The sequence below is a fragment of the Serratia sp. szju genome (assembly GCF_044594185.1).
Lineage (GTDB): Bacteria > Pseudomonadota > Gammaproteobacteria > Enterobacterales > Enterobacteriaceae > Serratia > Serratia bockelmannii.
In genome coordinates, this window is record NZ_CP172576.1 from 3011256 (window position 1) to 3035840 (window position 24585).

Below are 24585 nucleotides of genomic sequence, written 5' to 3' on the forward strand. Positions count from 1 at the left end.
CAAGACTCGGCCCCGTTGGCACCGACTAGTCGGCGCGGCTCATGTAGCGGCGTTCGGCGATATGAATGCGAATTTTGTCGCCGGCGCTGAGGTATTCCGGCACGTGGATCACCAGACCGGTCGCCATGGTGGCCGGTTTGTTGCGGGCGCTGGCGGAAGCGCCTTTGATGCCCGGCGCGGTCTCGACGATTTCCATATCCACGGTCTGCGGCAGCTCCAGTGCCAGCACCTGGCCATCCAGCGTCAGCACCTGCATGCCCGGCAGGCCGCCTTCCGGAATGAACAGCAGCTCGTCTTCGATCTGGTCTTTCTTGAAGATGTACGGCGTGTAATCTTCGTCATCCATAAACACGTATTCTTCGCCATCGATATAGGAGAAGTTCACCTTGCGGCGCGACAGGGAAATGGTGTCCAGGATATCGTCGCCCTTGAAGCGTTCTTCCACTTTCAGGCCGGTGCGCACGTCGGAGAAGCGCATTTTGTACAGGGTGCTGGCGCCGCGGGCGCTCGGGCTCTGCACGTCGATATCTTTTACCAGCAGCAGCTTGCCGTTGTAGCTGATCGCCATGCCGCGTTTAATTTCGTTAGCTCTTGCCATTTCAATTCATCCGCAATGAAGAGTATTAGAGAAGTTGCGACAAGGTACTCGCGCCACCGATTTCAGGCAATAGCCCGGCGCAAAAACAGTGCGGGAAAGGGAGGGCGGCCGCCCTCCCGTCGGGGATTAGTGGAAGACCGGCAGCAGGCCGAAAAGCGACAGAATATGCGCGGCGGCGTTGATCAAGCCGAACAGGATGACGAACAGGATCACGCCGTTACCGCCCGGTGCGCGGTAACCCGCCTGCGGATAGCGGCGGCGGCTGGCGCGCGCCATCAGCGCCGGCACGATCACCGCCCAGATGGTGGCCGCCAGCCCGGCAAAGCCGATGGCGTACAGAAAACCGTTCGGGAACAGCAGCGCGGCCAGGGTCGGCGGCACAAAGGTCACCAGCGCGGTCTTGCTGCGCCCGACGGCGTCGTCCTTGAACTTGCAGAAGTCTGCCAGGTAGTCGAACAGGCCCAGCGACACGCCGAGGAACGAGCTGGCCAGCGCCATATAAGAGAAGGCGTTCAACAGTTGGCTGACGGTCTGGCTGCTGGAGACGTTGCCCATTTGCTTGAGCAGGCTGCCGATATTGCCGCCTTCGGCGATCACCTGCTTAAAGGCGTCGCGTGCGATATTGCCCTGAATCACATACTGCCACAGGATGTAGATAGCCAATGCCAGCAGGGTGCCGTACACCAGGCTGCGCACCACGGAGCCGCTGTCCTTGTGGTAGTACTTCACCAGCCCGGGAATGTTGCCGTGGTAGCCGAACGAGGTCAGCAGGTAAGGCAACGCCGCCAGGGCGTAAGGCAGATAGCTGGCCTGGCTATCGCCGGTATTGAACAGCACCGCAGGCTGCACGTGGGTGAACATGTCGCCCACCGACATCACGAAGGTGATCACCATGCCGCCGATCAGAATGGTGCTCAGGCGGTCGACCGCGCGGGTGGAGAGCCAGACGATAAACGCCACGACCAGCGCGAACACCAAACCGGCGGTGGTCTGGCCGACGCCGACGATGCCCTCCAGCGTGTGCGCGATGATCGAACCGCCCGCGGAGATATAGGCGTAGGTCAGGATGTACAGCACGAACGCCACCGACAGGCCGTTCACGGCGTTCCAGCCTTTGCCCAGCAGATCCTTGACCATGGTGTTGAAGCTGGCGCCGCTCGGGTAGTGCAGCGTGGCTTCGAGGATCATCAGGCCGGAAAGCAACATGCAGGCCCAGGTATACACCAGCAGCGCGACGGAGCCGCTGAACCAGACACCGGAAGTGACGATCGGAATGGAAAACATGCCGGCGCCAACGGCGGTTCCGGCAATGATCATCGCGCCGCCGAGGACGGAAGGGCGGGCTAGCTTCTGGATGGTGTCCGTAGACATGCGTGCTCCTGATGGAAGAAGTTCTTTTGTACTAGCGCAATGGTACATGGGTGCATGGCGCATGTAAAGCGGGGGGATTGCACGTTTCACGCGTTTTTTGTCTTTAAATTGCGGCTTTTTGGGTGTTTATTCGCCAGGCGGCGAATCGGCCGGGGCAAGACGGTTGCGGGACGAGTGTAAAGATCGCCAAGGCGCAGGGATTCTGCTGGCGGCCACCGCGCGCGGCTGCTATTGTCGCGCTTCTTTTCCCCAGCCCACCAGGAGTAGCGCTGATGGACTGTCGCAGCGACTGCGGCGCCTGCTGTATCGCGCCGTCAATATCCAGCCCGATCCCCGGCATGCCGAACGGTAAGCCCGCCAATACCCGCTGCATTCATCTGGATGAACAACTGCGCTGCGGCCTGTTTCATTCGCCGCTGCGGCCGAAAGTGTGCGGCAGCCTGCAGCCGAGCCGCGATATGTGCCACGATCACCGCGATCAGGCGCTGATCTACCTCGCCAGGCTGGAAGCGGACACCGCGCCCTAAGCTTCCCTCAGCTTCCACAGACACAGCGTCGCACCTGCCGCCATCGCCAGCGCGGCGTAAAATACCGCATGGTAGTTCCAGATTTCCGCCACCGCACCGGCGATGGCGCCGGCAATGACCCAGCCGACCCGAATGGTGTTGGTGAACAGCGTGGTGGCCGTGCCGGCCTGGCCGGGCATCAAATCCTGGAAGTAGAGCATGCCGATCCCCGCCAGCACGCCGATAAACGCCGCATTCAGCAGCTGCAGGGCGATGAGTTGCCAACTGCCGGTGATAAACAGCAGGCTGCAATAGAACAATACGCCGGCGACGGCGGCGCCGCGCATCAAACAACGCTTGCCGCAGCGTTTCGCCACCAGACCGGCGATCAGCATGATCGGGATTTCCAGCCCGGCGGCGGTGCCCATCAGCACGCCGACCAGCCGCTCCGGCAGCCGCAGTTCGTGCACCATATACAGCGGCATGTTGATCAGGTACATGCTGTTGGCGGTCCACATCAAAGTGCTGGCGCCAAACAGCAGTAGCGCATCGCGGCGATGCTGGCGCGGTGCGGCCAGGGGCGCACTCGCCGCGGCAGTTTTCGGCATGGAAGGCAGCCGTTTCCACACCAGCAGGCCGCACAGCACAAAGGCCGCCGCGCCCGCCAGATACATGGCCTTGAAGCCGAAGCCCAGCGCCAGCGCGAAGGCGATCGGCGGGCCAATGACCCAGGCGAGCGAGACCTGGGCGCGCATGATGGAGGTGAACATGACCGCCTCGCGGCCGGTGCGATCGGCGTGTTCGCGCGCCAGAGCGAACATTTGCGGGTTAGCGGTGGAGCCGAAGCTGGTGAGCAGTACGCCGACGAGCAGCAGCAGGTAATAGTTGCGGCTCCAGGCGAACAGAGTGAACCCCAGCGCACCCAGCATGCAACAGAGAAAAATCAGTGATTTGCGGTCGCCTTTTTTATCCGAGCGGCCGGCGAGAAACTGGCTGACCAGTATGCCGATCACCGCGCTGCCGGTAAAGAACAGCCCGACCAGCGCCGGCCGCACCTTGACCTCGGTTTCCAGAAACAGGCTCAGCGTCGGGGTTTGCAGGGCGCCGGCGATGCCGGTAAGAAACGCCACCGCCAAAAAGGCCAGCGAAGTGAGATCGGGCGCGCGTCGCGTTACTGCGGATGAAGTCGGCATGGTGGTTGAGAATTCGTCGAAAAAGGAAGGTCGCGCGCATCATACGCCCGTTGAAATGAAACGCAAACCGCTCCTTTGCGGCGAAGGGTAAACGGATATGTCGCGCGGCGACGAGAAAAAAGGGGCGCGTTGCGCCCCCTTGCTTGCTGGTAAATCAGGCGCCTTGCGGCACCGCGTGCGCGGTATTTTTCAGCGCCGGCCCCTGATATTTCTCGATCTGCAGCTGCGCCATCTGCCCGCAGTTGCCCTGCGCCAGGCTGGAAGAGCCGATGTCGAAGGTCAGGCAGTTGACGTTACCGTTCTTGCACAGCGAGCCGGGCTGCGCCGGATCGGCCGGATCGAACCAGGCGCCTTCGCTGATGCGCACCACGCCGGGCCGCACGTCTTCGCTGACCACCGCGCCCACCAGGATCTGGCCGCGATCGTTGTACGCCCGTACCAGATCGCCGCCAGTGATGCCGCGCGGCTGCGCGTCCTGCGGGTGGATCAGGATCGCTTCACGATCCGCTACCGCGTATTTCTCGCGCAGCGGCGTGTTGTCGAGCTGAGAGTGCAGCCGGTTGGTCGGGTGCGCGGTATTGAGCGACAGCGGATACTTGGCCGCTTCCGGCCCGCGATACCACTCGTGCGGCGGCATCCAGGTCGGGATGCCGGGGCAATCCGCATAATGCATTTTGGCGATCGCGTCGGAGTAGATCTCGATCTTGCCCGACGGCGTGCCCAGCGGGTTCAGCAGCGGGTTGTCACGATAATCGGCGAAGCGCACCCACTGCTTATTGGCCTCGGGCACCGGGAAACGCACGTAGTTATTGGATTGCCAGAACATGTCGAACGGCGGCAGCGCCACCCGCGCGGCGCGCGCCTGGTTTTTCATGTCGTCATACATGCCTTTCAGCCACTGGGTTTCATCCTTGCCCTCGGTAAAGGCCTCCTGCACGCCCAGCCTGGCCGCCATCGCCGAGAAGATGTCGAAGTCACTGCGCGATTCGTGCTGCGGCGGCACGCATTGATGCATCGGGAACACATAGAGCTGCGAATAGTCACCCCCCATCTCCAGATCGTTGCGCTCGTAGCTGGTGGTGGCCGGCAGCACGATATCGGCATGCTTGGCGGTGGCGGTCCAATAAGGTTCGTTGACCACGATGGTGTCCGGCCGCTGCCAGGCTTTGACCAGGTTATTGGTGTCCTGATGCTGGTGGAAGGTGTTACCGCCCGCCACATACACCATTTTCACCTCGGGGTAGGTGACCTTGGCGCCGTTGAAGTCGATGGTTTTGCCCGGGTTGCTCAGGCATTCGGCGATGCGCGCCACCGGGATCGGCGCCGGTGAGTTTTTCGGCGCATTGCCGGCGGAGATGCCGGCGATGATGCCACCCTTGGCGGTCGGGCTGCCGCCGGACGAATAGTGGTAGCTGAAGCCGAAGCCGCCGCCCGGCAGGCCGATCTGGCCGAGCATCGCCGCCACCGTCACCAGCAGCCAGTGCTGCTGTTCGCCGTGGTGCTGGCGCTGAATGCCCCAGCCGCCCATGATCATGGTGCGATGCTTCGCCATTTCGCGCGCCAGACCGCGTAGCGTGTCGGCATCGACGCCGCTGATGTCGGCCGCCCATTCGGCGGTTTTCGCCACGCCGTCGCTCTCGCCCAGCAGGTAGGCCTGGAACTTGTCGAAGCCGACGGTATAGGTTTTCAGGAAGTCCGGATTATGCAGCTTCTCGGTCAGCAGCGTATGGGCGATGCCGATCAGCATGGCGCCGTCGGTGTAAGGGCGCGGGGCGATCCACTGCGCATTGACGAACTTGGCGCTGTCGTTGTGCACCGGATCGATGCTGATCACCCGGATGCCTTTTTTCTTCAGCGCCTCGAAGCCGGTCTGGCCGACGTGATCCGGCACGTTCCAGCTGTTTTTCAGCGTGACCATCGGGTTGCAGCCCCACAGGATCACCAGCTCGCTGTTTTCGATCACGTTCGGCCAGGCGGTCTGCTGTTCGTAGACCTCCATCGAGCCGACCACGTGCGACATGATCACCTGCGCCGCGCCGGTGGAGTAGTCGCCGGCGTAGCCGAGGAAGCCGCCGGTCAGGTTCATCAGGCGCTGCAGCAGCGTGCGGCTGTTGTGCAGCATGCCGACGCTTTTCCAGCCGTAGGAACCGGCGTAGATCGACTGCGGGCCGTGATCTTTCTGCAGGCGGGTGATCTCATTGCACACCAGCTCGGTCGCTTTGTCCCAGCTGACGCGCACCCACTCGTCGCGGCCGCGCAGCTCGGTGCGGCTGCCGGGGCCGCCTTCCAGCCAGCTTTTGCGCACCATCGGGTATTTGATGCGGTTCTCGGCGTGCACCTGATAAGGCGCCATGGTGATCAGCTCATTGGGATACGGGTCGTCCTGCACCGGCTGCACGCCGACCATCTTGCCGTCCTGCACGATGGCCTCAAACGCGCCCCAGTGGGCGCCGGTCAGGATGCCTTTTTGCGCCTGACGCAAGACGATGAACTGCGGCAGCGCTTCGCTGATGGCCTGCGCCAGCGCCGCTTTGGGCCATAAGCCCGCCAGCAGCGGGGCGGCGGTCAGCGCGGCGGCGCCGGTCAGAAAGCGGCGGCGGCTCATGGTTAACGGTTTTTGGTTGCTCATTGCGCTTCTCCCTTAAAGCTTGGCCGGTGCGGCAGGTGGCATGTCGCTGGCGTGTTTTTGTACGTATTGTGTCAGCACGCGCAGCTGTTCCTGCGTCAGCGAGGTGCGCGGCGCCATGCCTTTGATGACGCCGATCCATTGGTTGGCGTTGAAGCGATCGAGCGCGGTCAGCCCGTGGCAGCCGGTGCAGTTGGCCGACATCATGTCCGCGGCGTAGCGCCAGATTTTTTGCTGATCGTCGATCAGCTGCTTGCGCGGCAGCCACACCTGCAGAGAGACCTGATGCCAGACCAGGCCGGTTTCCGCATCGGTCTGGGTGGACGCGGTCTTCAGCTGTTTGCGCGCGTCTTCACCCAGCAGCACGCTGAGGATGCGCTTGCCCTGCGCGGCGTAGAACACTTCGCTGACGCCGTCTTGCTGCCAGCCGCTCACGGTGGCCAGCACCTTGTCGCCCTCCTGTTTCACCACCTGCACTTCGGTGGACGGCATCAGGTTGCCGGCATTATGGCTGTCGTCTGCGCTGAGGAAGAACGGTTCGGTGGCGATGGTGTAGAGGGTGGTGGCGCCCGGTGCGGTCAGCGCTGCGGCCTTGGCCAGCTCGGCGGCGCCAGCCTGGGTTTCGCCGCTCATGTCCGGCAGGATGTGGGCCACGCCTTTATGGCAGTCGATGCAGGTTTCGCCCTGTTTGATCGCCACCGGGTGCTGCAGGCGCGCCTCAGGGCGCTGGGCGGTGATGTCCATGGCGTCGTAGCTGTGGCAGGAACGGCAGGTGGCCGAATCGTTTTCTTTCAGCGTCTTCCAGACCGACTGCGCCATCGCCAGCTTGTGCGCTTCGTATTTTTCCGGCGTATCGATGGTGCCGACCATCTCGCCGTAGATGTCTTTTACCGCGCGGATCTTGGTCCACAGGTAATCGATCGGCTGATGGGGGACGTGGCAGTCGGCGCACTCGGCGCGGATGCCCTTGGTGTTTTGGAAGTGGACGCTGCCCTGATATTCGGCCAGCGGTTGTTGCATGGTGTGGCAGGAAACGCAGAAGGCGGTATCGCTGGTTTTATGGAATACGGTGGCAGTCCCGGCCAACAGCGCCGCGCCGAGGATAATCCCCAGCAGCAAAAGCCATAACCATCCCCACCGGCGCTTTTTTTCAAAGCCAGTCAGTTTTTTGCTCATGGTAAACCCGCTTATAATTATGAATTTAAAATAAAATCTTGCCAAAAGGCCACCGACCGGAGGTCAGAATGCCACGTCGATTGCAGGGGTAATAATAGAAGAGGGTTAACCCCATGGGGTTATCCGTAGTCAAAAAAATGGTTTATATCGCAAAAAATAGCGTTATATTCTAATTTATATAGCGGTGGGGCGGCGCAGCACGCGCTCGCGATGGGTCAGGCCGTGGGCAGATAGGCCTGGCCGCTCAGCCACAGGCGGATCGCTGTGCGGCTGGCTTCGAAATGGGGTTCCGGCAGAGAGTCTGGCGCGCACCAACGCCATTCGGCGCATTTTTCGGGTTCTTTCAGCTCCGCTTCGCCGCCGGGGTGATCCACCTGCAGGCAGATAGACACGGTGTGTTTGCCTTCGGCGTGCCAGGTTTGCAGATTGTTGCTGACGCCAACGAAGCGCGGCGGATCGATGATCAACCCGGTTTCTTCGGCAATTTCGCGCTGGGCGCACTGCTCGAAGGTTTCACCGGCATCCAGATGCCCGCCGGGGATCGACCAAAAGGGCGCGTGGGAGCCGCAGCGTTTGCCCAGCAAAATCTCGCCTTGCGGGTTGACGATGATCACCCCGACGCCCGTCACTACATTCATGCTTTTCTCCGTCAGCAAAGTTTCAGCACAGTATGTCACTTTGCCCCGGCGCTGACCAATGCGCCGATGAAAGTGTGCGTAAGCTCAAAAATCTGCAATGGCGAAAGGGAGAAAGCTTGCTTTCATCTTGCGCTGCTTACACACTCCTTGAAACGTTTCAGCGTTATCCGACCGCTTGTGGGCAGCGGGTAACGCTCCTTTTTCTCAATAAAGCTGAAACGATTCAATTCAGCAGGAGAGGAGAATCATGTTCCAGTTGTCACCGCAAGACATTCATCTGGGCGCCGCTGCCGCCGATAAGCAGGGGGCCATCCGTCAGGTGGCCGCCGCGCTGACCGAAGCCGGCTGCGTCAGCGCCGGTTACGTGGACGGCATGCTGCAGCGCGAACTGCAGACGTCCACCTACCTGGGCAACGGCATCGCCATTCCGCACGGCACCACCGATACCCGCGATCTGGTGTTGAAAACCGGCGTGCAGGTGTTCCAGTTCCCGCAGGGCATCGCGTGGGGGGAAGGCCAGACCGCCTATGTGGCGATCGGCATCGCCGCCCGTTCCGACGAGCATTTGGCGCTGCTGCGTCAGCTCACCCACGTGCTGAGTGATGACAGCGTGGCGGAGCGGCTGGCGAAAACCACCTCCGCGGAAGAGCTGCGCAGCCTGTTGATGGGCGAACGGCAGAGCGCTGAATTCCAGTTCGACGTTTCGCTGATTGCGCTCGACGTCGCGGCCGACAGCCTGATGACGCTGCAGGCGCTGAACGCCGGCCGTCTGCAAAAAATCGGGGCGGTCAACGCGCAGTTCGTCAGCGATGTCATCACCCGCAGGCCGCTGAATCTGGGGCAGGGCATTTGGCTGAGCGACAGCGTTGAAGGCAACCTGGCCAGCGCGGCCACCGTCAGCCGCCCGGCGCAGGCTTTCGTGGAAGACGGCGAGCCGGTGGCGCTGCTGCTGACGGTGTCGGTCGCCGACGCGCAGCCGCTGGCGGTGCTCAACTACCTCAGCGATCTGCTGCTGGCCAACAAAGCTGAACGCTTGCTGAAGGCGGATGCCGCCGGGGTGCTGGCGCTGCTGACCAGCGACGTGGCGGAAGAGAGCAGCGTGCTGAGCGCCGAATTCGTGATCCGCAACGAGCATGGCCTGCACGCGCGGCCCGGCACGGCGCTGGTCAACGTGATCAAAAGTTTCAACAGTGACATCACCGTCACCAACCTGGACGGCAGCGGCAAGCCGGCCAACGGGCGCAGCCTGATGAAGGTGGTGGCGTTGGGCGTGAAGAAAGGGCATCACCTGCGCTTTACCGCCAATGGAGAAGATGCTGAAGCCGCGCTGAAGGCGATTGGCGAAGCGATTAATGAAGGACTGGGCGAGGGCGCAGCATGAGCAGAAGAGTAGCAACAATCACCCTGAACCCGGCGTACGATCTGGTGGGTTTCTGCCCGCAGATCGAGCGCGGGGAAGTCAACCGGGTAAAAACTGCCGGCCTGCACGCCGCCGGTAAGGGCATTAACGTCGCCAAAGTGTTGAAGGATTTAGGCATCGACGTCACCGTCGGCGGCTTCTTGGGCAAAGACAATCAGGACGGTTTCCAACTGCTGTTCAGCGATCTGGGGATCGCCAATCGCTTTCAGGTGGTGCCGGGCCGCACCCGCATCAACGTCAAGCTGACGGAAAAAGACGGCGAGGTGACCGATTTCAACTTCTCCGGCTTTGAAGTGACATCACAGGACTGGGAGCGCTTCGTCAGCGACTCGCTGAGCTGGCTGGGCCAGTTCGACATGGTGGCGGTGAGCGGCAGTCTGCCGGCCGGTGTCGATCCCGACGCCTTTACCGACTGGATGACCCAGCTGCGCGCCAAGTGCCCGTGCATCATTTTCGACAGCAGCCGCGAAGCGCTGGTCGCCGGGCTGAAGGCCTCGCCGTGGCTGGTGAAGCCGAACCGCCGCGAGCTGGAAATCTGGGCCGGTCGCCCGCTGCCGACGCTGGCGGACGTGGTCGAGGCCGCGCATGCGCTGCGTGAACAGGGCATCGCCCACGTGGTCATCTCCCTCGGCGCGGAAGGCGCGCTGTGGGTTAACGCCTCCGGCGCCTGGATCGCCAAACCGCCGTCCTGTGAGGTGGTCAGCACCGTGGGCGCCGGCGATTCGATGGTCGGCGGCCTGATTTACGGCCTGCTGATGCGCGAATCCAGCGAACACACTCTGCGTCTGGCCACGGCGGTAGCGGCGCTGGCGGTCAGCCAAAGCAACGTCGGCGTGACCGATCGTCCCCAGTTGGCCGCGATGATGGCGCGCGTCGATCTGAAACCTTTCAATCAATAGCAGGAGGCAGAATGAAAACGCTGCTGATGGTAGACAGTTCGCTGGGGCAGGCCCGTGGCCACCTGGCGAAACGCATGCTGGAGGCCGCCGCGGCCAAAACAGGCCTGACGCTGGTCGAGTCACTGCAGGACGCCGAACTGGTGGTGGTGGCGGGGCAGGCTGCTCCTGCTGACGCCGGGCTGAACGGCAAATTGGTGTATGTGGGCGATGTCGAACAGGCGGTGCGGGAACCGGACGCTTTTCTGGCGCGTGCCAAGGCCGAAGCTGAAACCTATCAGGTGCCGCAGGCGGCGGCACCGGTGAAAGCCAATGGGCAAAAACGCATCGTGGCGATCACCGCTTGCCCAACCGGCGTGGCGCATACCTTTATGGCGGCCGAAGCCATTGAAAGTGAAGCCAAGAAACGCGGCTGGTGGGTGAAGGTGGAAACGCGCGGTTCCGTCGGCGCCGGCAACGCCATCACCCCGGAAGAAGTGGCGGCGGCGGATCTGGTGATCGTCGCGGCGGACATCGAAGTGGATCTGGACAAGTTTGCCGGTAAGCCGATGTATCGTACTTCCACCGGTCTGGCGCTGAAGAAAACCGCGCAGGAACTGGACAAGGCGCAGGCCGAGGCGGAGGTGTTCCAGCCGCAGCAGCGCGGTAGCGCGGCGCCGGCGGCGAAAAAGAAAGAGGGCAGCGGCCCGTATCGCCACCTGCTGACCGGCGTGTCCTACATGCTGCCGATGGTGGTGGCCGGCGGTCTGTGCATCGCGCTGTCGTTCGTGTTCGGCATCAAGGCGTTTGAAGTCAAAGGCACGTTGGCGGCGGCGCTGATGCAGATCGGCGGCGGCTCCGCCTTTGCGCTGATGGTGCCGGTGTTGGCCGGTTTTATCGCCTTCTCCATCGCGGATCGTCCGGGCCTGACGCCGGGCCTGATCGGCGGCATGCTGGCGGTGAGCACCGGCGCCGGGTTCCTCGGCGGCATCATCGCCGGCTTCCTGGCGGGTTATGTCGCCAAGGCGATCAGCAGCAAGCTGCGCCTGCCGCAAAGTATGGAAGCGCTGAAGCCCATCTTGATCATTCCGCTGGTCGCCAGCCTGATCACCGGCCTCATCATGATTTACGTGGTCGGCACGCCGGTGGCGAAAATCATGGAAGGTCTGACCCATTGGCTGCAATCGCTGGGCACCGCCAACGCCGTACTGCTGGGGGCAATCCTCGGCGGCATGATGTGTACCGACATGGGCGGCCCGGTGAACAAAGCGGCCTACGCGTTCGGCGTGGCGCTGCTCAGCTCTTCGGTGTATGCGCCGATGGCGGCCATCATGGCGGCGGGCATGGTGCCACCGCTGGCGATGGGTCTGGCGACGCTGCTGGCGCGCCGCAAGTTCCCGAAATCCGAACAGGAAGGCGGCAAGGCGGCGTTGGTGCTGGGGCTGTGCTTCATCACCGAAGGGGCGATTCCGTTCGCCGCCCGCGACCCGATGCGCGTGTTGCCGTGCTGCATCGCCGGCGGGGCGCTGACCGGCGCGCTGTCGATGGCCTTCGGCGCCAAACTGATGGCACCGCACGGCGGGCTGTTCGTGCTGCTGATCCCGGGCGCGATTTCGCCGGTGTTGCTGTACCTGGTGGCGATCGCCGCCGGTACGCTGCTGGCGGGCGTAGCTTATGCCCTGCTGAAACGTGCTGAAGTACCGGTTACCGCCGCGGCGTAAGCCTCGCGATACCGCAAAACGCGCAGCCCCGAGCTGCGCGTTTTTGTTTGTGCCTTAGGCAGTTAGCACGATTTACCCCTGGTCAGAAACCACAACGCTTTCTAAGCTGATAGCGCGACTTTGTTCCTGCGAACAAGCAATGACTCAAGGAGATTCATCCGTGGCTAAAAAAGTGGCGATCGTACTCACACCCGGTTTCGCCGATTGGGAATACGCGCTGATTGCCGGCGTTGGCGGCCCGTTTTATGGGCTGGAGGTGGCGTTTTTTGCGCCGCAGGCCGGAACGCTTCGCTCACAGGGCGGGCTGACGGTCGAGGTTGAAAAAAGCGTGGCCGAACTGGCGGATTGGCGCCCCGAGGTGCTGGTGGTGGTCGGCGGCACCCTGTGGGAAACCGAACGGGCGCCGGATATCCGCGCGTTGCTCAACGAGCAGTCTCAACGCGGCGCGACTCTGGCGGGCATTTGCGGCGGGACGTTGGCGTTGGCGCGGGCCGGCCTGTTGAACGGCAGGGCGCATACCTCCAACGATGCCGAGTTCTTGACGCGCAATGTTGAGGGCTACAGCGGGCAGCGCCATTACGTTGCGAGCGCCGCCGCCGTCGTGGATGACCGTGTCATTACGGCACCGGGCTCGGCGCCGGTCAGCTTTACCACCGCGGTGTTTAGGGCGGCGGGCCTGGATGAAGAAACGCTGTGTCAGTTCGGCGCCATGCTGGCGGCAGAGCACACGGTGGGGGAAACCGCTCGCGCATAGGCGAGCGGCCAAGGGAGGGTTACTGCTGTGCTTTCAGCCAGGCGATCTCTTCCGCCCAGATATCCGGGTTTACCGTTTCCAGAATCAGCGGAATATTGTCGAAGCGCGGATCGCGCATGATGTAGCTGAACACCGTTTTGCCGATGTTGCCTTCCCCCAGGCTGTGGTGGCGGTCGACGCGGCTGTTGAACTCGCTCTTGGCGTCATTCAGGTGCATGCCGCGCAGGTAGTTGAAGCCGACGATGTCGCCCAACTGCTTGAAGGTGTGCTCGCAGTCTTCTTCGGTACGCAGATCGTACCCGGCGGCGAAGGCGTGGCAGGTGTCGATGCAAACGCCGACGCGGCTCTTATCTTCCACGCCGTCGATGATCGCCGCCAGATGTTCGAATTTGAAGCCCAGGTTGCTGCCCTGGCCGGCGGTGTTCTCGATCACCGCCGTCACGCCAGCGGTTTTATCCAGCGCGATGTTGATCGATTCGGCGATGCGCGCTAGGCACTTGTCTTCATCGATTTGCAGCAGGTGGCTGCCGGGATGGAAGTTCAGCAGCGTCAGCCCCAGCTGTTCGCAGCGCTGCAGTTCGTCGATAAACGCCTCGCGCGATTTTTCCAACGCCTCGGCCACCGGGTGGCCCAGATTGATCAGGTAGCTGTCGTGCGGCAGGATCTGCCCCGGCCCGAAGCCGTACTGGGCACATGCGCTCTTGAACTTATCGATCACGTCGGCGGCCAGCGGTGCGGCCTTCCATTGACGCTGATTTTTGGTGAACAGGGCGAACGCGGTCGCCTCCAATTCGTGCGCGCGGATAACCGCCTGATCCACGCCGCCTGACGCGCTGACATGTGCACCGACAAACTTCATCTTCATTCTCCTGTGTTATCGGTGACATTATGGCATTGATGGCGGGCGGATTGAATGGCGAAAAGCGGCGGCCCGCTGAAGCGGACCGCCGAGGGGGATTACAGCAGGTGTTGCACCAGTTGGTTTATCGCGCCGCCGCCGACCAGCAGCCAGACGAACAGCAGCGTCGCCAGCAGAATCGGTTTCATCCCGGCCTGGCGCACGGCGCTGATGTGGGTGGTCAACCCCAGCGCCGCCATCGCCATCGCCAGCATCCAGGTGTCGGCGGTGATCAGATGGCGCACCAGCGTGGCCGGCAGCAGGTTGAAGGAGTTCAGCCCGGCGACGGCGATAAACAGCACGGCGAACCACGGAATGGTGATGGCGGATTTTTCCGCCTTGCCTGCGCTGCCGCGGCTGATGTAGCCCGACAGCAGCAGCAGGAACGGCGCCAGCATCATCACGCGGATCATCTTGGCGATCACCGCCGCATTTTCGGCGTCCGGCCCGATGGCGTGCCCGGCGGCGACCACCTGAGCCACTTCGTGGATGGTGGAGCCGGCGTAAATGCCGAAGGTTTCCTGGCTGAACGGCAGCCACTGGAAGTGTTCATTCAACTGATACAGCCAGGGATAAACGAAAATAGCCAGGGTGCCGAATACCACCACGGTCGAGACCGCTACCGCCACTTTGCTAGAATCGGCCTTCAGCACCGGCTCGGTGGCCATCACCGCCGCCGCGCCGCAAATGCTGCTACCGGCGCCGATCAGTATCGCGGTCTGGCTGTCGATGCCGAACACTTTCTTGCCGAGCCAGCAGGCCAGCAGGAAAGTGGTGATCAGGGTCAGTGCGTCGATGATGATGCCGCTGGCGCCGACGTCGGCGATCTGCTGAAAGGTCAGCCGGAAGCCGTAAAGGATAATCCCCAGACGCAGCAGCCGCTGTTTGGCCAGTTGTACGCCGCTGTGACAAACGGTTTGCCAGCGGGGATACAGCGTGTTGCCCACCAGAATGCCGAGCAGGATCGCCAGCGTCAGCGCCCCCAGCCCCAGCTCCGCCACCCAGGGAATATCGCCGGCCCAGACGGCCAACGCGGTGAGCGCGCCGGTCAGCGCCAGCCCCGGCACCAGCCGTGGCAGGCCAAACAGCGGAAAGCGTCGCTCGGGATAGGTGTGAGTGGTATCAGTCGCCATAAAAGTCAGTCCTTCAGTCTGTTTCTTGCTGCTAAGAGTACGTTTGGGCTGAATAAAAGAGAAATTGATTATATATTTATAACCTATCTGAATAAGTGGTATGGGATCAGGCATTGGCATAACGCCGCATTGCGGCTAGGGTGTGGAGGAGCGGCGAGCCGCCGTCAACTTTCCAACTAACAGGAGCAGGCGATGGATACCGACGATCAACGCAGAGAGCAGGTAGATCAGGAAGTGGGGCGCGCGGTGCGGCGGTTGATTGAAGAAAACAAGGCGATCGACCGCGATCATCTCGTTGCGATGCTGCAATTGATACTGCGGGACGAAGTCGGCACGCCGCGCGAGCCGGTGCTGGCCGCGGCGGCGCAGCTGGTCGCGTTGGGCAAATAGCGCGCCGATCTGGCCGCAAACAGGGTAGCCTGGCCGGGCTGCCCACATCACCATGTTGGGTTCTCTGGCAGAACCTTCTTTCAATACCGGGACGGCTATGCATATCACGTTGCGTCAACTGGAAGTTTTCACCGAAGTGCTGAAAAGCGGTTCGACCACTCAGGCCTCGGTGGTGCTGGCGCTGTCGCAGTCGGCGGTCAGCGCGGCGCTGGCGGATCTGGAGGGGCAGCTGGGCGTGCAGCTGTTCGATCGCGTCGGTAAACGGCTGGTGATCAACGAGCACGGCCGGTTGCTGTATCCCAAGGCGCTGGCGCTGTTGGAACAGGCGGGGGAGATAGAGCAGCTGTTCCGCCATGACGGCGGGGCGCTGCGCATCGCCGCCAGCAGCACCATCGGCAACTACATGCTGCCGGAGATGATCGCCCGTTACCGTCGGGATTTTCCGGCCACGCCGCTGGAGCTGAACGTTGGCAACAGCCAGGACGTGATCGTAGCGGTGGCGGATTTTCGCGTCGATTTGGGGCTGATCGAAGGGCCTTGCCATATGCCGGAGCTGGTGACGCAGCCGTGGCTGGAGGATGAGCTGGTGGTGTTCGCCGCGCCGGACAATCCCTTGACCCGCCAGCCACCGACGCTGGAGGCGTTGGCCAATGCCTCGTGGATCCTGCGCGAGCGCGGTTCGGGCACCCGCGAGGTGCTGGATCATCTGCTGTTGGCGCACCTGCCGCACTTCCAGCTGGTGATGGAGCTCGGCAACTCGGAGGCGATCAAGCACGCGGTGCGGCACGGCATCGGCATCAGCTGCCTGTCGCGGCGGGTGGTAGCGGAACAGTTGGCCAGCGGCGCACTGGTGGAACTGCCGGTACCGCTGCCGCCGCTGCGGCGCACCCTGTACCTGATCCGCCATCGGCAAAAGCACATTTCCAACGCATTGCAGCGTTTTCTCAGCTATTGCGCGCTGTAATCGACAGCGCGTCACACCCTCTGCTGCCGCGCAGGCCCGAAAAAGCATAAAAACCTGCGCGCGCTCACATTAATGAGAGTAAGTAAGGCCATAAGGGCCGCGGCTAATAATTGCCTCTGAATTATGAAGCTATCTTATATCAGTGCAATGTTGCTAGTTCACCGGCGGGTATTTGTTACAATCCGCCCTCATTTTTTCAAAGAGCAGATAGGGTACGAATGGCTCAGCAGGATATAAAAACATCGGGGCAGCAAGCACCCGGATTGCGCCGCGAGCTGAAAGCCCGGCATTTGACCATGATCGCCATCGGCGGCTCCATCGGCACCGGCCTGTTTGTGGCCTCGGGGGCCACGGTTTCTCAGGCAGGCCCCGGCGGGGCGCTGCTGTCTTACGCTCTGATCGGTTTGATGGTGTACTTCCTGATGACTAGCCTGGGCGAACTGGCGGCCTTTATGCCGGTCTCCGGTTCATTCTCCACTTACGGCGCCAAATACGTGGAAGAAGGCTTCGGCTTCGCGCTGGGCTGGAACTACTGGTACAACTGGGCGGTGACCATCGCCGTTGACCTGGTGGCCTCGCAGTTGGTAATGAACTACTGGTTCCCGGACACCCCAGGTTGGATCTGGAGCGCCTTGTTCCTCGGTCTGATGTTCCTGCTGAACTACATTTCGGTGAAAGGGTTCGGCGAGGCGGAATACTGGTTCGCGTTAATCAAGGTCAGCACGGTGATTATCTTCATCGCCGTCGGTGTGCTGATGATCGTCGGCATTCTGAAGGGCGGCGAGCATGCCGGCTGGCAGAACTGGACGGTAGGAGACGCGCCGTTTGCCGGCGGGTTCTCGGCGATGATCGGCGTGGCCATGATCGTCGGCTTCTCGTTCCAGGGCACCGAGCTCATCGGTATCGCGGCCGGCGAATCGGAGAATCCGGGTAAAAACATCCCACGCGCAGTGCGTCAGGTGTTCTGGCGTATCCTGCTGTTCTATATCTTCGCCATTCTGATCATCAGCCTGATCATTCCGTACACCGATCCGAGCCTGCTGCGCAACGACGTGAAAGACATCAGCGTCAGCCCGTTCACCCTGGTGTTCCAGCATGCCGGCCTGCTGTCGGCGGCGGCGGTGATGAACGCGGTGATCCTGACGGCGGTGCTGTCGGCCGGTAACTCGGGCATGTACGCATCGACCCGCATGTTGTACACCCTGGCGTCGGAAGGCAAGGCGCCGCGGATTTTCGCCAAGCTGTCGAAAGGCGGCGTGCCGCGTAACGCGCTGTATGCGACCTGCGTGGTGGCCGGGCTGTGCTTCCTGACCTCGATGTTCGGCAACCAGTCGGTTTACCTGTGGCTGCTGAATACCTCGGGCATGACCGGTTTCATCGCCTGGTTGGGCATCGCCATCAGCCACTACCGTTTCCGTCGCGGTTACATGCTGCAGGGGCGCGATCTGAACGATTTGCCGTACCGTTCCGGGTTCTTCCCACTGGGGCCGATCTTCGCCTTCGTGCTGTGCCTGATCATTACCCTGGGGCAGAACTACCAGGCCTTCCTGCAAGATAAGATCGACTGGTACGGCGTGACCGCGACCTACATCGGCATTCCGCTGTTCCTGCTGATCTGGTTCGGTTACAAGCTGTCGCAAGGCACCCGTGTCGTGAAGTACAGCGAAATGGAATTCCCGAAGATGGACGTGAAGTAATTTTCGGTGAGTGATACGCGGCGGGGGTTCCCGCCGCGTTTGGCTTTACTTTTTCCCGCCTTTGGCTTCCGCCAGCGCCCGCTGCGCCGAACTCATCAAATCTTCCACCGTCGCATAATGCTGCGTCAGCGCCACAATGCCAGCGTTGAGCTGCATGTTCACCTCGCCGAACGCGCCAAAATCGTAAGGTGCCTCCAGCGGCGGCACGATGCGCGCCAGGAATTCGCTTTCCGCGCCGTAGGGCAGATCGTGCACCAGAATCAAAAACAGGCCGCCGGTATAGCGGCAGACGTAGTCGCTCGGGCGGATCAGCGTCTTGAGACGCTCGCCGACGGTGCGCAGTACGTCGTCGCCGATCTGGACGCCGTGGCTTTGGTAGAGCGCCGCCAGCGGACCGAACTCAAGAATGAACAGGTGGGAGATCGTCTGTGCCGCTGCGGGGCGGCAGATGCTGCGCATCACCACCTCGCCGCCCGCGCGGTTGAGGAAGCCGGTCAGGCGATCGCGGTGCGACGCCTGCTGTTTCTCCCAGGCCAGCGTGACGTGCTGCACCAGTTGGCGGTGGTAGCGTGCGATCATGCCATGGGCCAGCACCAGCCACAGCGGCGCGAGGTCCGCCAGGACAAACAGATTTTGCACGCGCGACAGCGGTGCCGCCAGCAGGTAAGGCAGCGTCAGCGCGATCACCTCAAGCAGCGCGAAGCGTGGCGCGGCGGCGTGGCGCTGCATCAGCCAGCAGGCCAGAGCGGTGATGGTGAGGCCGGCGAAAAGTATTAAAACGAAGCGGCCCGACAGCATCGCCAGCGCGGCGCTGGCGCCGACCAGCAGCGTCCACAGCAACACTGTCACCAGCATGGCGTCCGGCCAGGCGGGTTGACGCCGGCGCGCCAGCCAGGCTCGCCCGGCGGTCAACAGCAGCAACAGCAGCAGCAGGCCGATACCGATCAGCGGTCGGTTCAGCCAGGCGTACCCCACTAACAGCGCGACCGGCCCTGCGGCATTCAGCCAGGGAGTGAGAGGAGAGGGCGTCAGCGTGAGACGCAGCTGGCGTTGAAACGGCTCGTCATCGGCCTGCAGCGGGCTGTATAACAGCCAGTTCAGCAGCGCCGGGCGTTTGGGCGTTGTCGCCGGAGATGGACTTCTCATTACAGCCTCGTCAATAAGGCCGCTCTTGCGGCGGCCTGAAGGTTTTTTGCACGCGCGGTGCTGTGGCTTTGGATTCTATGTGGTTTTGCCGTTATTTGTCAGAGTCTGGTCGGATCAGGAATCACTTTCAGAATAATGAACCTACTGGCCGCTGGCGGGGGTAAGCGTGGTGGTTTGAAAAATGGCGTGTAAAAACAAATTGTTACATTTCGATAACGCTGTTTTCACCTATTGATATGATTGATAAGTATTATCGTTTGCTTTATTGTGGACGGCTGCGCGCAGGCTGCTGCCGCACACTTTCCGGTTCACGGCGGACGCCTTCGCGCCGCTGTCATGATGGTTGTAACAGGTATCTTAACGAATGAGCGTATCCACCGATCCCATGACTGACGCCAAGGGGCAACCCAACGCCGGCGTGATGGGGCGTTATCAGCATATTCTTCGCCATCGCCTGATGATGATGGGCGTGTTGGCACTGGCGATCCTGGGCTCGCTGCTGCTGGATTTCACCATGGGGCCGTCCGGCCTGTCGCTGTCGTCTTTATGGCACACGCTGCTTGACCCCGCCGCGGCCGATGCCGGCACGCGGGTGATCGTCTGGGACATCCGATTGCCTTACGCGCTGATGGCGGTGGTGGTGGGCTTTGCGCTCGGCCTGGCCGGGGCGGAGATGCAGACCATCCTGAATAACCCGCTGGCCAGCCCCTTTACCCTCGGGGTCTCTTCCGCCGCGGCCTTTGGCGCCGCGCTGGCGATCGTGCTTGGCATCGGCATTCCGGGGATTCCCGACCAGTGGTTCATCTCCGCCAACGCCTTTATCTTCGCGCTGTTCGCTGCGCTAATGCTCGACGGCATCACGCGCTGGACGCGGGTCGCCACCTCCGGCGTGGTGCTGTTCGGCATCGCGCTGGTGTTTACCTTCAACGCGCTGGTCTCGATGATGCAATTCATCGCCAGCGAGGACACGCTGCAGGGGCTGGTGTTCTGGACCATGGGCAGCCTGGCGCGCGCCTCGTGGGACAAACTGGGCATTCTGTTCGGGGTGTTCGCCGTGCTGCTGCCGCTGTCGATGATGAGCTCGTGGAAACTGACCGCGCTGCGTCTGGGTGAAGACCGGGCGGTGAGCTTCGGCATCGACGTGCGTCGGCTGCGTTTGACCACGCTGCTGCGCATCAGCATGCTCTCGGCGCTGGCGGTGGCTTTCGTCGGGCCGATCGGCTTTATCGGTCTGGTGGCGCCGCACATCGCCCGCATGATCTTCGGCGAAGATCACCGTTTCTACCTGCCGGCCAGTGCGCTGATTGGCGCGCTGGTGTTGTCGATGGCCTCGGTGGCGTCGAAAAACCTGGTGCCTGGGGTAATCATCCCGGTGGGGATCGTCACGTCGCTGGTCGGGGTGCCGTTCTTCCTGAGCATTATTCTGCGCCACCGGGGGAACGTATGAGCCAGGGTTTACGGATAGAAAACTTCTCGGCGGGTTACCCGAAACGCCAGGTGATCGACAATCTCTCGGTGCCGATGCTGCCGCGCGGGCAAATCACCGTGCTGCTGGGGCCGAATGGCAGCGGCAAATCGACGCTGCTGCGCTCGCTGGCCGGGCTGAACCCGGCGCAGGGCAAGCTGTGGCTGGACGACGGCGATCTGATGCAGATGCCGTTCGCCCGTCGGGCGGAGAAAGTGGTGTACCTGCCGCAGTCGCTGCCTGCTGGGGTGCATCTGCACGTGCTGGAGTCGATCATCGTGGCGCAGCGCGCCTCGGGCGGCCGCAGCAACGCCGGCAGCGAAGCGGAAGTGATGGCTTTGCTGGAACAGCTGGGCATCGCCCACCTGGCGCTGAGCTATCTCGATCAGCTGTCCGGCGGCCAGAAACAGCTGGTGGGGTTGGCGCAGTCGCTGATCCGTCAGCCGTTGCTGCTGCTGCTGGATGAGCCGCTGAGCGCGCTCGATCTCAACTACCAGTTCCACGTGATGGATTTGGTGCGCCGCGAAACCCGCAAGCGCAATATCGTGACGGTGGTGGTGGTGCATGACATCAACATCGCGCTGCGTCACGGCGACCACGTGCTGATGCTGCAGGATGGCGATCTGATCGCCGATGGCGCGCCGGATCAGGTGATTACGCCGCAGAGCCTGGCGCGGGTCTACGGCGTGCGCGGGCGCATCGAGCGTTGCTCGCAGGGCACGCCGCAGGTGCTGATAGACGGTCTGGTGAACCAGCCGACGATTTAACCCAAGAAAAAGCCCGGCATCGCCGGGCTTTCTTTATCGCGCAGCGTGGTTTAGGGCCTCGCTCACGCGTTCGACGACGTGCTGGGCGGTGACGATGCCGCCGGACAGATACACCTCGGCTGCCGGCAGGTAGACCACCTGGCCTTTTTTCACCGCCGTGGTTTTCTTCAGCGCGGTGCCGGTGAGGATTTTCTGCGGTGCCACCGCGTTCGGCCGCCCGGTCGCGGCGTCTCTGTCGATGACGAACAGCCAGTCCGGATTCAGTTTGGCGACCTGCTCAGGTGTCAGCTTGTTGCCGCGCACGTCTTTTTCGTCGGACTGCAGCGCGGACGAGAAGCCGAGGGCGTCATAGACGAAGCTGAAACGGCTCTTGGGCGCGTAAGCGCTGATCTTGCCGCCGGAGAACAGCACCACCAGCCCACGCCCGGCCTGGGTGGCCTGTGGTTTGACTGCGGCGATCTGCGCATCCAGCTTATCGATCGCCGCCTGCGCCTGTTGCTGCTTATCGAACAGCTCGCCCAGCTGCAGGGTGCGCTGTTTCAGGCTGCCCAACTGATCCTGCTGATCGACGGACATGTTCAGCGTCGGCGCCAGCGCGTTCAGCTCGTCATAAGCTTTGGACGCCCGGCCGGCGATCAGGATCAGGTCCGGCTTGGCGGCGCGCAGCACGGCCATATCCGGTTCGAACAGGGTGCCGGCATTGAGGTATTTGTCATCCTGATAGCGCTTCAGGCTATCCGGCAAGTTCTTGCGGTTGCCGGGCAGCGCCAGCGGTTCGACGCCCAGCAGCTGCAGCGTTTCCAGAGACGCGTAATCCAGCACCACGATGCGCTGCGGGTGCTTCTTCACCTCGGTGCTGCCGTTCAGGTGCTGGACGTTGACGGTGGCCGGAGTAGCGGCTATCGGAGTATCGGTTTTGCTGTGGCAACCCGCCAGCGCCATTGCGGCCAGCAGGGCGATCATCAGGGGGGAGCGGCGTAATCTCATGGAGCTTCCTCACGGTGATGGAATGAAAAGGGCGCGCAGTGCGCGCCCAAGGGCATCAGAAGTTGTAGGTCATGCCGACGGTGTAACGGCGGCCGTCCAGCGTGGTACGGTAGTGATCGTAATCCACGGTTTTGTCGAGGATGTTGTAAACCCCGCCGGTCAGCTGCAGGTTTTTCGCCGCCTGGTAGCTCAGGCCCGCATCGACGAAGGTGTAGGATGGCGTGCTGGTCGCCATCGAGGTGCGGCTCAGATATTGTGAGGTTTTGCTGCGGAAGTTAACGCGCGACCACAGGCTGAGGTCCTGCGTGGCACGCCAGTCCAGCACGGTATTCAGCATGTGCTTAGGCATCTGGTTGAGCGCCTTGCCCTGGAACTCGCCGCTCTTCTGCTCGGAAGAGGTGTAGGTGTAGTTGGTGTTCCACTTCCAGTCTTTGTTGATCTGCCAGCCGAAGGTGGCCTCTACGCCGCGCATATTGGCTTTGTCGACGTTGACGCGATCGCTGATAAAGTCGTAGGACGTGCCGCCGATGGTGCAATCCGGCGTGTCTTCGCAGCGGCGCACTTCGGTGATTTTGTCTTTAAAGTCGGTGTTGAAGACCGTCACGCCGGCGTTAACGCCTTTCAGGCTATCCCACATCAGGCCGATTTCTTCGCTCAGGCTCTTCTCTGGCTGCAGATCCGGGTTGCCGACGATGATGCCTTTACGCACGCCGCCGCCGGTGACCTGCCCCCAGTTAGGGGAGGATTGGCGCAGATCCGGCGATTTGTAACCGGCGGAGACGCCGCCTTTCAGCGTCCACTGTTCGGTCAGGTGCCAGACACCGTACATGCGTGGGGTCCAGTGGCTGCCGAAGTTTTCATCACGGTCCATACGGATGCCGCTGGTCAGGCTAAAGTCGTTGGTCAGCGCCCATTCGTCTTCAGCGAACAATGCCCAGCTCCAGCGCGTCAGCTTGCTGAGACCTTGAGCCGATTCAAGCTGGTTGCCACCGTCGCCCAGTTTTTCATAGCGGTATTGGCCGCCGAGGTTCAGCATGTGGGAACCCAGCTCGAACTGGTTCTGGGTGTTGAAGATGGTGTTGTAGGCCTTCATATTACGGCCCGGGTTACCGGTTTCTTCGCGCTGCACGTAGCTTGTGGAGTTGCCGAAGTCGTAATAGCCGTTGTGGGTCAGCGCGTAGTTGGTGCGAGTGTATAGGCTTTCGCTGACCTCGGTTGGTGTGCACTTGCCTTTGCTGCAGCGCTCCGCCACTACCGATTTGCCCGGCGTGCTGTTGCGATCCTGCAGCGAGCGGCCGATTTCGAAATCGAATTCGTTTTTCTCGTCCGGCGTCAGGGTGAACACCGCGGTGCCGCTGCGCATGCGCTGTTCGTTGTAACCGTTGGCGATTTTATCTTCCGCGCGGCGCGACAGCAGGCCGTTGACCCGCAGGCCGAGCAGGCCTTCAACCAGCGGGCCGGAGGCGTAGGCGTTGGTCTGGAACAGATCGCCGGAATCGCGGTTTTCCTGAAGGGTGGCGTCGCCGTGCAGCGAGCCTTTCCACTCGGTGCGTGAAGTCTTGCGGGTGATGACGTTGATCACGCCGCCCATGGCGTCGGAACCGTACAGCGAAGACATCGGCCCGCGCACCACTTCGATGCGTTCGATGGCTTCCAGCGGCGGCAGCCAGCCCTGTTCGATGCCGGCGTTGTCGCTGTTCGGGCGGGTGCTGCGGGTGTCGACGCGCTTGCCGTCCACCAGGATCAGCGTGTACTTGGAGGACATGCCGCGGATGCTGATGTCACTGCTGCTGGCGCCGCCAGTGACCACCACGCCCGGCACGTCTTTCAGTGCATCGGTCACGTCGCGATAGGCCTTATCTTCGATCTGCTGGCGCGGGATCACCGAGATGGACGCGGCGGAGTCCTGAATTTTTTGCTGGAAGCCGGAGGCGGTGACGACCATGGTGTCCTGGGTGTCGTTCTGCGGCGCGGCCAGCGCGGCGGTGGCGCTGAGTGAGGCGACAACCAGAGCGGCGAGCTTGCTGTAACGTGGCGTTTCCATGAGGTGAACCTTTCCTGGGTTGAAGTGAAAGTAATTAACCAATTGAATTTCTAATGAAATTATTCATCGTTCGCTGAGAAATACTTCGCTTCGTCAGCGTTGCGTGAGGGTATTGTAAGGATTTTTTACTGAATGTAAACGCTAATGATAATTCATATCATTTGTATGCTTGTTCTACTGACGAGAAAGGGTAACCGGATGAATTAAAGGGAAAAG

At 62.0% G+C, this 24585-nt stretch carries 21 protein-coding genes; 10 read left to right on the forward strand and 11 right to left on the reverse strand.

What is annotated here, in order from left to right:
* Nucleotides 1-25 precede the first annotated feature (25 nt).
* A complete protein-coding gene (gene yeiP / locus RE418_RS14280; protein ID WP_004935725.1) occupies nt 26-598 on the reverse strand; it encodes an elongation factor P-like protein YeiP in 573 nt (190 codons plus the stop codon).
* Nucleotides 599-724: 126 nt separating this feature from the next.
* Complete coding sequence (mtr, locus tag RE418_RS14285) at nt 725-1969, reverse strand: tryptophan permease (RefSeq protein ID WP_089181135.1); 1245 nt, start codon at nt 1967-1969, stop codon at nt 725-727.
* A gap of 272 nt (nt 1970-2241) precedes the next feature.
* Here mtr and RE418_RS14290 point away from each other — a divergent pair, with 272 nt between their 5' ends.
* Nucleotides 2242-2496 (forward strand): YkgJ family cysteine cluster protein, encoded by a 255-nt coding sequence (locus RE418_RS14290; protein ID WP_019453627.1) that lies wholly within the window; start codon nt 2242-2244, stop codon nt 2494-2496.
* On the opposite strand, the gene RE418_RS14295 is transcribed toward RE418_RS14290, so the two are convergent.
* From RE418_RS14295 to RE418_RS14310, 4 genes are all read right to left on the reverse strand, one after another.
* Nucleotides 2493-3668, reverse strand: a complete 1176-nt coding sequence (locus RE418_RS14295; protein ID WP_025303547.1) for a sugar efflux transporter — start codon at nt 3666-3668, stop codon at nt 2493-2495. The genes RE418_RS14290 and RE418_RS14295 overlap by 4 nt on opposite strands.
* A 154-nt stretch (nt 3669-3822) precedes the next feature.
* Nucleotides 3823-6297: a trimethylamine-N-oxide reductase TorA gene (torA, locus tag RE418_RS14300; protein WP_089181134.1), complete on the reverse strand. Its 2475-nt coding sequence runs from the start codon at nt 6295-6297 to the stop codon at nt 3823-3825.
* 12 nt (nt 6298-6309) lie between these two features.
* Nucleotides 6310-7470, reverse strand: a complete 1161-nt coding sequence (locus RE418_RS14305; RefSeq protein ID WP_043136424.1) for a NapC/NirT family cytochrome c — start codon at nt 7468-7470, stop codon at nt 6310-6312.
* Between the two features lie 215 nt (nt 7471-7685).
* Nucleotides 7686-8108, reverse strand: a complete 423-nt coding sequence (locus RE418_RS14310) for an NUDIX hydrolase (protein WP_043136420.1) — start codon at nt 8106-8108, stop codon at nt 7686-7688.
* Nucleotides 8109-8355: 247 nt separating this feature from the next.
* Here RE418_RS14310 and fruB point away from each other — a divergent pair, with 247 nt between their 5' ends.
* The 4 genes from fruB (at nt 8356) to RE418_RS14330 (ending at nt 12878) form a co-directional block, all read left to right on the forward strand.
* Nucleotides 8356-9489 carry a fused PTS fructose transporter subunit IIA/HPr protein gene (gene fruB / locus RE418_RS14315; protein ID WP_049294865.1) on the forward strand — a complete coding sequence of 378 codons (1134 nt, stop codon included), beginning with the start codon at nt 8356-8358 and terminating at the stop codon, nt 9487-9489.
* Complete coding sequence (gene fruK, locus RE418_RS14320; RefSeq protein ID WP_089181133.1) at nt 9486-10427, forward strand: 1-phosphofructokinase; 942 nt, start codon at nt 9486-9488, stop codon at nt 10425-10427. Before fruB ends, fruK begins: the two co-directional genes overlap by 4 nt.
* A gap of 11 nt (nt 10428-10438) precedes the next feature.
* Complete coding sequence (fruA, locus tag RE418_RS14325; protein WP_060433639.1) at nt 10439-12124, forward strand: PTS fructose transporter subunit IIBC; 1686 nt, start codon at nt 10439-10441, stop codon at nt 12122-12124.
* A gap of 160 nt (nt 12125-12284) precedes the next feature.
* Nucleotides 12285-12878 carry a DJ-1/PfpI family protein gene (locus tag RE418_RS14330; RefSeq protein WP_080350738.1) on the forward strand — a complete coding sequence of 198 codons (594 nt, stop codon included), beginning with the start codon at nt 12285-12287 and terminating at the stop codon, nt 12876-12878.
* A 19-nt stretch (nt 12879-12897) separates the two neighbouring features.
* Here the strand turns inward: RE418_RS14330 and nfo are convergent, their stop codons facing one another.
* Nucleotides 12898-13737 (reverse strand): deoxyribonuclease IV, encoded by an 840-nt coding sequence (nfo, locus tag RE418_RS14335; RefSeq protein WP_049205268.1) that lies wholly within the window; start codon nt 13735-13737, stop codon nt 12898-12900.
* Between the two features lie 98 nt (nt 13738-13835).
* Nucleotides 13836-14909 carry a YeiH family protein gene (locus tag RE418_RS14340; RefSeq protein ID WP_089181132.1) on the reverse strand — a complete coding sequence of 358 codons (1074 nt, stop codon included), beginning with the start codon at nt 14907-14909 and terminating at the stop codon, nt 13836-13838.
* A 192-nt stretch (nt 14910-15101) separates the two neighbouring features.
* Here RE418_RS14340 and RE418_RS14345 point away from each other — a divergent pair, with 192 nt between their 5' ends.
* From RE418_RS14345 to RE418_RS14355, 3 genes are all read left to right on the forward strand, one after another.
* Nucleotides 15102-15299 carry a hypothetical protein gene (locus tag RE418_RS14345; protein WP_049294861.1) on the forward strand — a complete coding sequence of 66 codons (198 nt, stop codon included), beginning with the start codon at nt 15102-15104 and terminating at the stop codon, nt 15297-15299.
* 97 nt (nt 15300-15396) lie between these two features.
* On the forward strand, nt 15397-16263 hold the full coding sequence (gene yieE / locus RE418_RS14350) for a DNA-binding transcriptional regulator YeiE (protein ID WP_060439430.1): 867 nt from the start codon (nt 15397-15399) through the stop codon (nt 16261-16263).
* Between the two features lie 218 nt (nt 16264-16481).
* A complete protein-coding gene (locus RE418_RS14355) occupies nt 16482-17960 on the forward strand; it encodes an amino acid permease (protein WP_025303535.1) in 1479 nt (492 codons plus the stop codon).
* A gap of 45 nt (nt 17961-18005) precedes the next feature.
* Here RE418_RS14355 and RE418_RS14360 read toward each other — a convergent pair whose 3' ends face one another.
* Nucleotides 18006-19106 carry a GGDEF domain-containing protein gene (locus RE418_RS14360; protein ID WP_089181131.1) on the reverse strand — a complete coding sequence of 367 codons (1101 nt, stop codon included), beginning with the start codon at nt 19104-19106 and terminating at the stop codon, nt 18006-18008.
* Nucleotides 19107-19470: 364 nt separating this feature from the next.
* On the opposite strand from RE418_RS14360, the gene RE418_RS14365 reads away from it, so the two are divergent.
* The gene (locus tag RE418_RS14365; protein ID WP_025303533.1) at nt 19471-20553 is read left to right on the forward strand and encodes an iron ABC transporter permease; all 1083 of its coding nucleotides are present in this window, start codon (nt 19471-19473) and stop codon (nt 20551-20553) included.
* The gene (locus tag RE418_RS14370; protein WP_089181130.1) at nt 20550-21338 is read left to right on the forward strand and encodes an ABC transporter ATP-binding protein; all 789 of its coding nucleotides are present in this window, start codon (nt 20550-20552) and stop codon (nt 21336-21338) included. Before RE418_RS14365 ends, RE418_RS14370 begins: the two co-directional genes overlap by 4 nt.
* Nucleotides 21339-21371: 33 nt before the next feature.
* Here the strand turns inward: RE418_RS14370 and RE418_RS14375 are convergent, their stop codons facing one another.
* Nucleotides 21372-22325 (reverse strand): siderophore ABC transporter substrate-binding protein, encoded by a 954-nt coding sequence (locus RE418_RS14375; protein WP_049205275.1) that lies wholly within the window; start codon nt 22323-22325, stop codon nt 21372-21374.
* 55 nt (nt 22326-22380) lie between these two features.
* Nucleotides 22381-24369 carry a ligand-gated channel protein gene (locus tag RE418_RS14380; RefSeq protein WP_346402151.1) on the reverse strand — a complete coding sequence of 663 codons (1989 nt, stop codon included), beginning with the start codon at nt 24367-24369 and terminating at the stop codon, nt 22381-22383.
* Between the last annotated feature and the right edge of the window lie 216 nt (nt 24370-24585).

Bases quoted from the DNA above. Each gene is read 5' to 3' on its own strand.
- fruB (WP_049294865.1), top strand. From the start codon at position 8,356: ATGTTCCAGTTGTCACCGCAAGACATTCATCTGGGCGCCGCTGCCGCC.
- fruA (WP_060433639.1), top strand. From the start codon at position 10,439: ATGAAAACGCTGCTGATGGTAGACAGTTCGCTGGGGCAGGCCCGTGGC.
- fruK (WP_089181133.1), top strand. From the start codon at position 9,486: ATGAGCAGAAGAGTAGCAACAATCACCCTGAACCCGGCGTACGATCTG.
- yeiP (WP_004935725.1), bottom strand. From the start codon at position 598: ATGGCAAGAGCTAACGAAATTAAACGCGGCATGGCGATCAGCTACAAC.
- RE418_RS14340 (WP_089181132.1), bottom strand. From the start codon at position 14,909: ATGGCGACTGATACCACTCACACCTATCCCGAGCGACGCTTTCCGCTG.
- RE418_RS14360 (WP_089181131.1), bottom strand. From the start codon at position 19,106: ATGAGAAGTCCATCTCCGGCGACAACGCCCAAACGCCCGGCGCTGCTG.
- mtr (WP_089181135.1), bottom strand. From the start codon at position 1,969: ATGTCTACGGACACCATCCAGAAGCTAGCCCGCCCTTCCGTCCTCGGC.
- RE418_RS14375 (WP_049205275.1), bottom strand. From the start codon at position 22,325: ATGAGATTACGCCGCTCCCCCCTGATGATCGCCCTGCTGGCCGCAATG.
- RE418_RS14380 (WP_346402151.1), bottom strand. From the start codon at position 24,369: ATGGAAACGCCACGTTACAGCAAGCTCGCCGCTCTGGTTGTCGCCTCA.
- yieE (WP_060439430.1), top strand. From the start codon at position 15,397: ATGCATATCACGTTGCGTCAACTGGAAGTTTTCACCGAAGTGCTGAAA.
- RE418_RS14365 (WP_025303533.1), top strand. From the start codon at position 19,471: ATGAGCGTATCCACCGATCCCATGACTGACGCCAAGGGGCAACCCAAC.
- RE418_RS14310 (WP_043136420.1), bottom strand. From the start codon at position 8,108: ATGAATGTAGTGACGGGCGTCGGGGTGATCATCGTCAACCCGCAAGGC.
- RE418_RS14305 (WP_043136424.1), bottom strand. From the start codon at position 7,470: ATGAGCAAAAAACTGACTGGCTTTGAAAAAAAGCGCCGGTGGGGATGG.
- RE418_RS14355 (WP_025303535.1), top strand. From the start codon at position 16,482: ATGGCTCAGCAGGATATAAAAACATCGGGGCAGCAAGCACCCGGATTG.
- RE418_RS14345 (WP_049294861.1), top strand. From the start codon at position 15,102: ATGGATACCGACGATCAACGCAGAGAGCAGGTAGATCAGGAAGTGGGG.
- RE418_RS14290 (WP_019453627.1), top strand. From the start codon at position 2,242: ATGGACTGTCGCAGCGACTGCGGCGCCTGCTGTATCGCGCCGTCAATA.
- RE418_RS14295 (WP_025303547.1), bottom strand. From the start codon at position 3,668: ATGCCGACTTCATCCGCAGTAACGCGACGCGCGCCCGATCTCACTTCG.
- RE418_RS14370 (WP_089181130.1), top strand. From the start codon at position 20,550: ATGAGCCAGGGTTTACGGATAGAAAACTTCTCGGCGGGTTACCCGAAA.
- torA (WP_089181134.1), bottom strand. From the start codon at position 6,297: ATGAGCAACCAAAAACCGTTAACCATGAGCCGCCGCCGCTTTCTGACC.
- nfo (WP_049205268.1), bottom strand. From the start codon at position 13,737: ATGAAGTTTGTCGGTGCACATGTCAGCGCGTCAGGCGGCGTGGATCAG.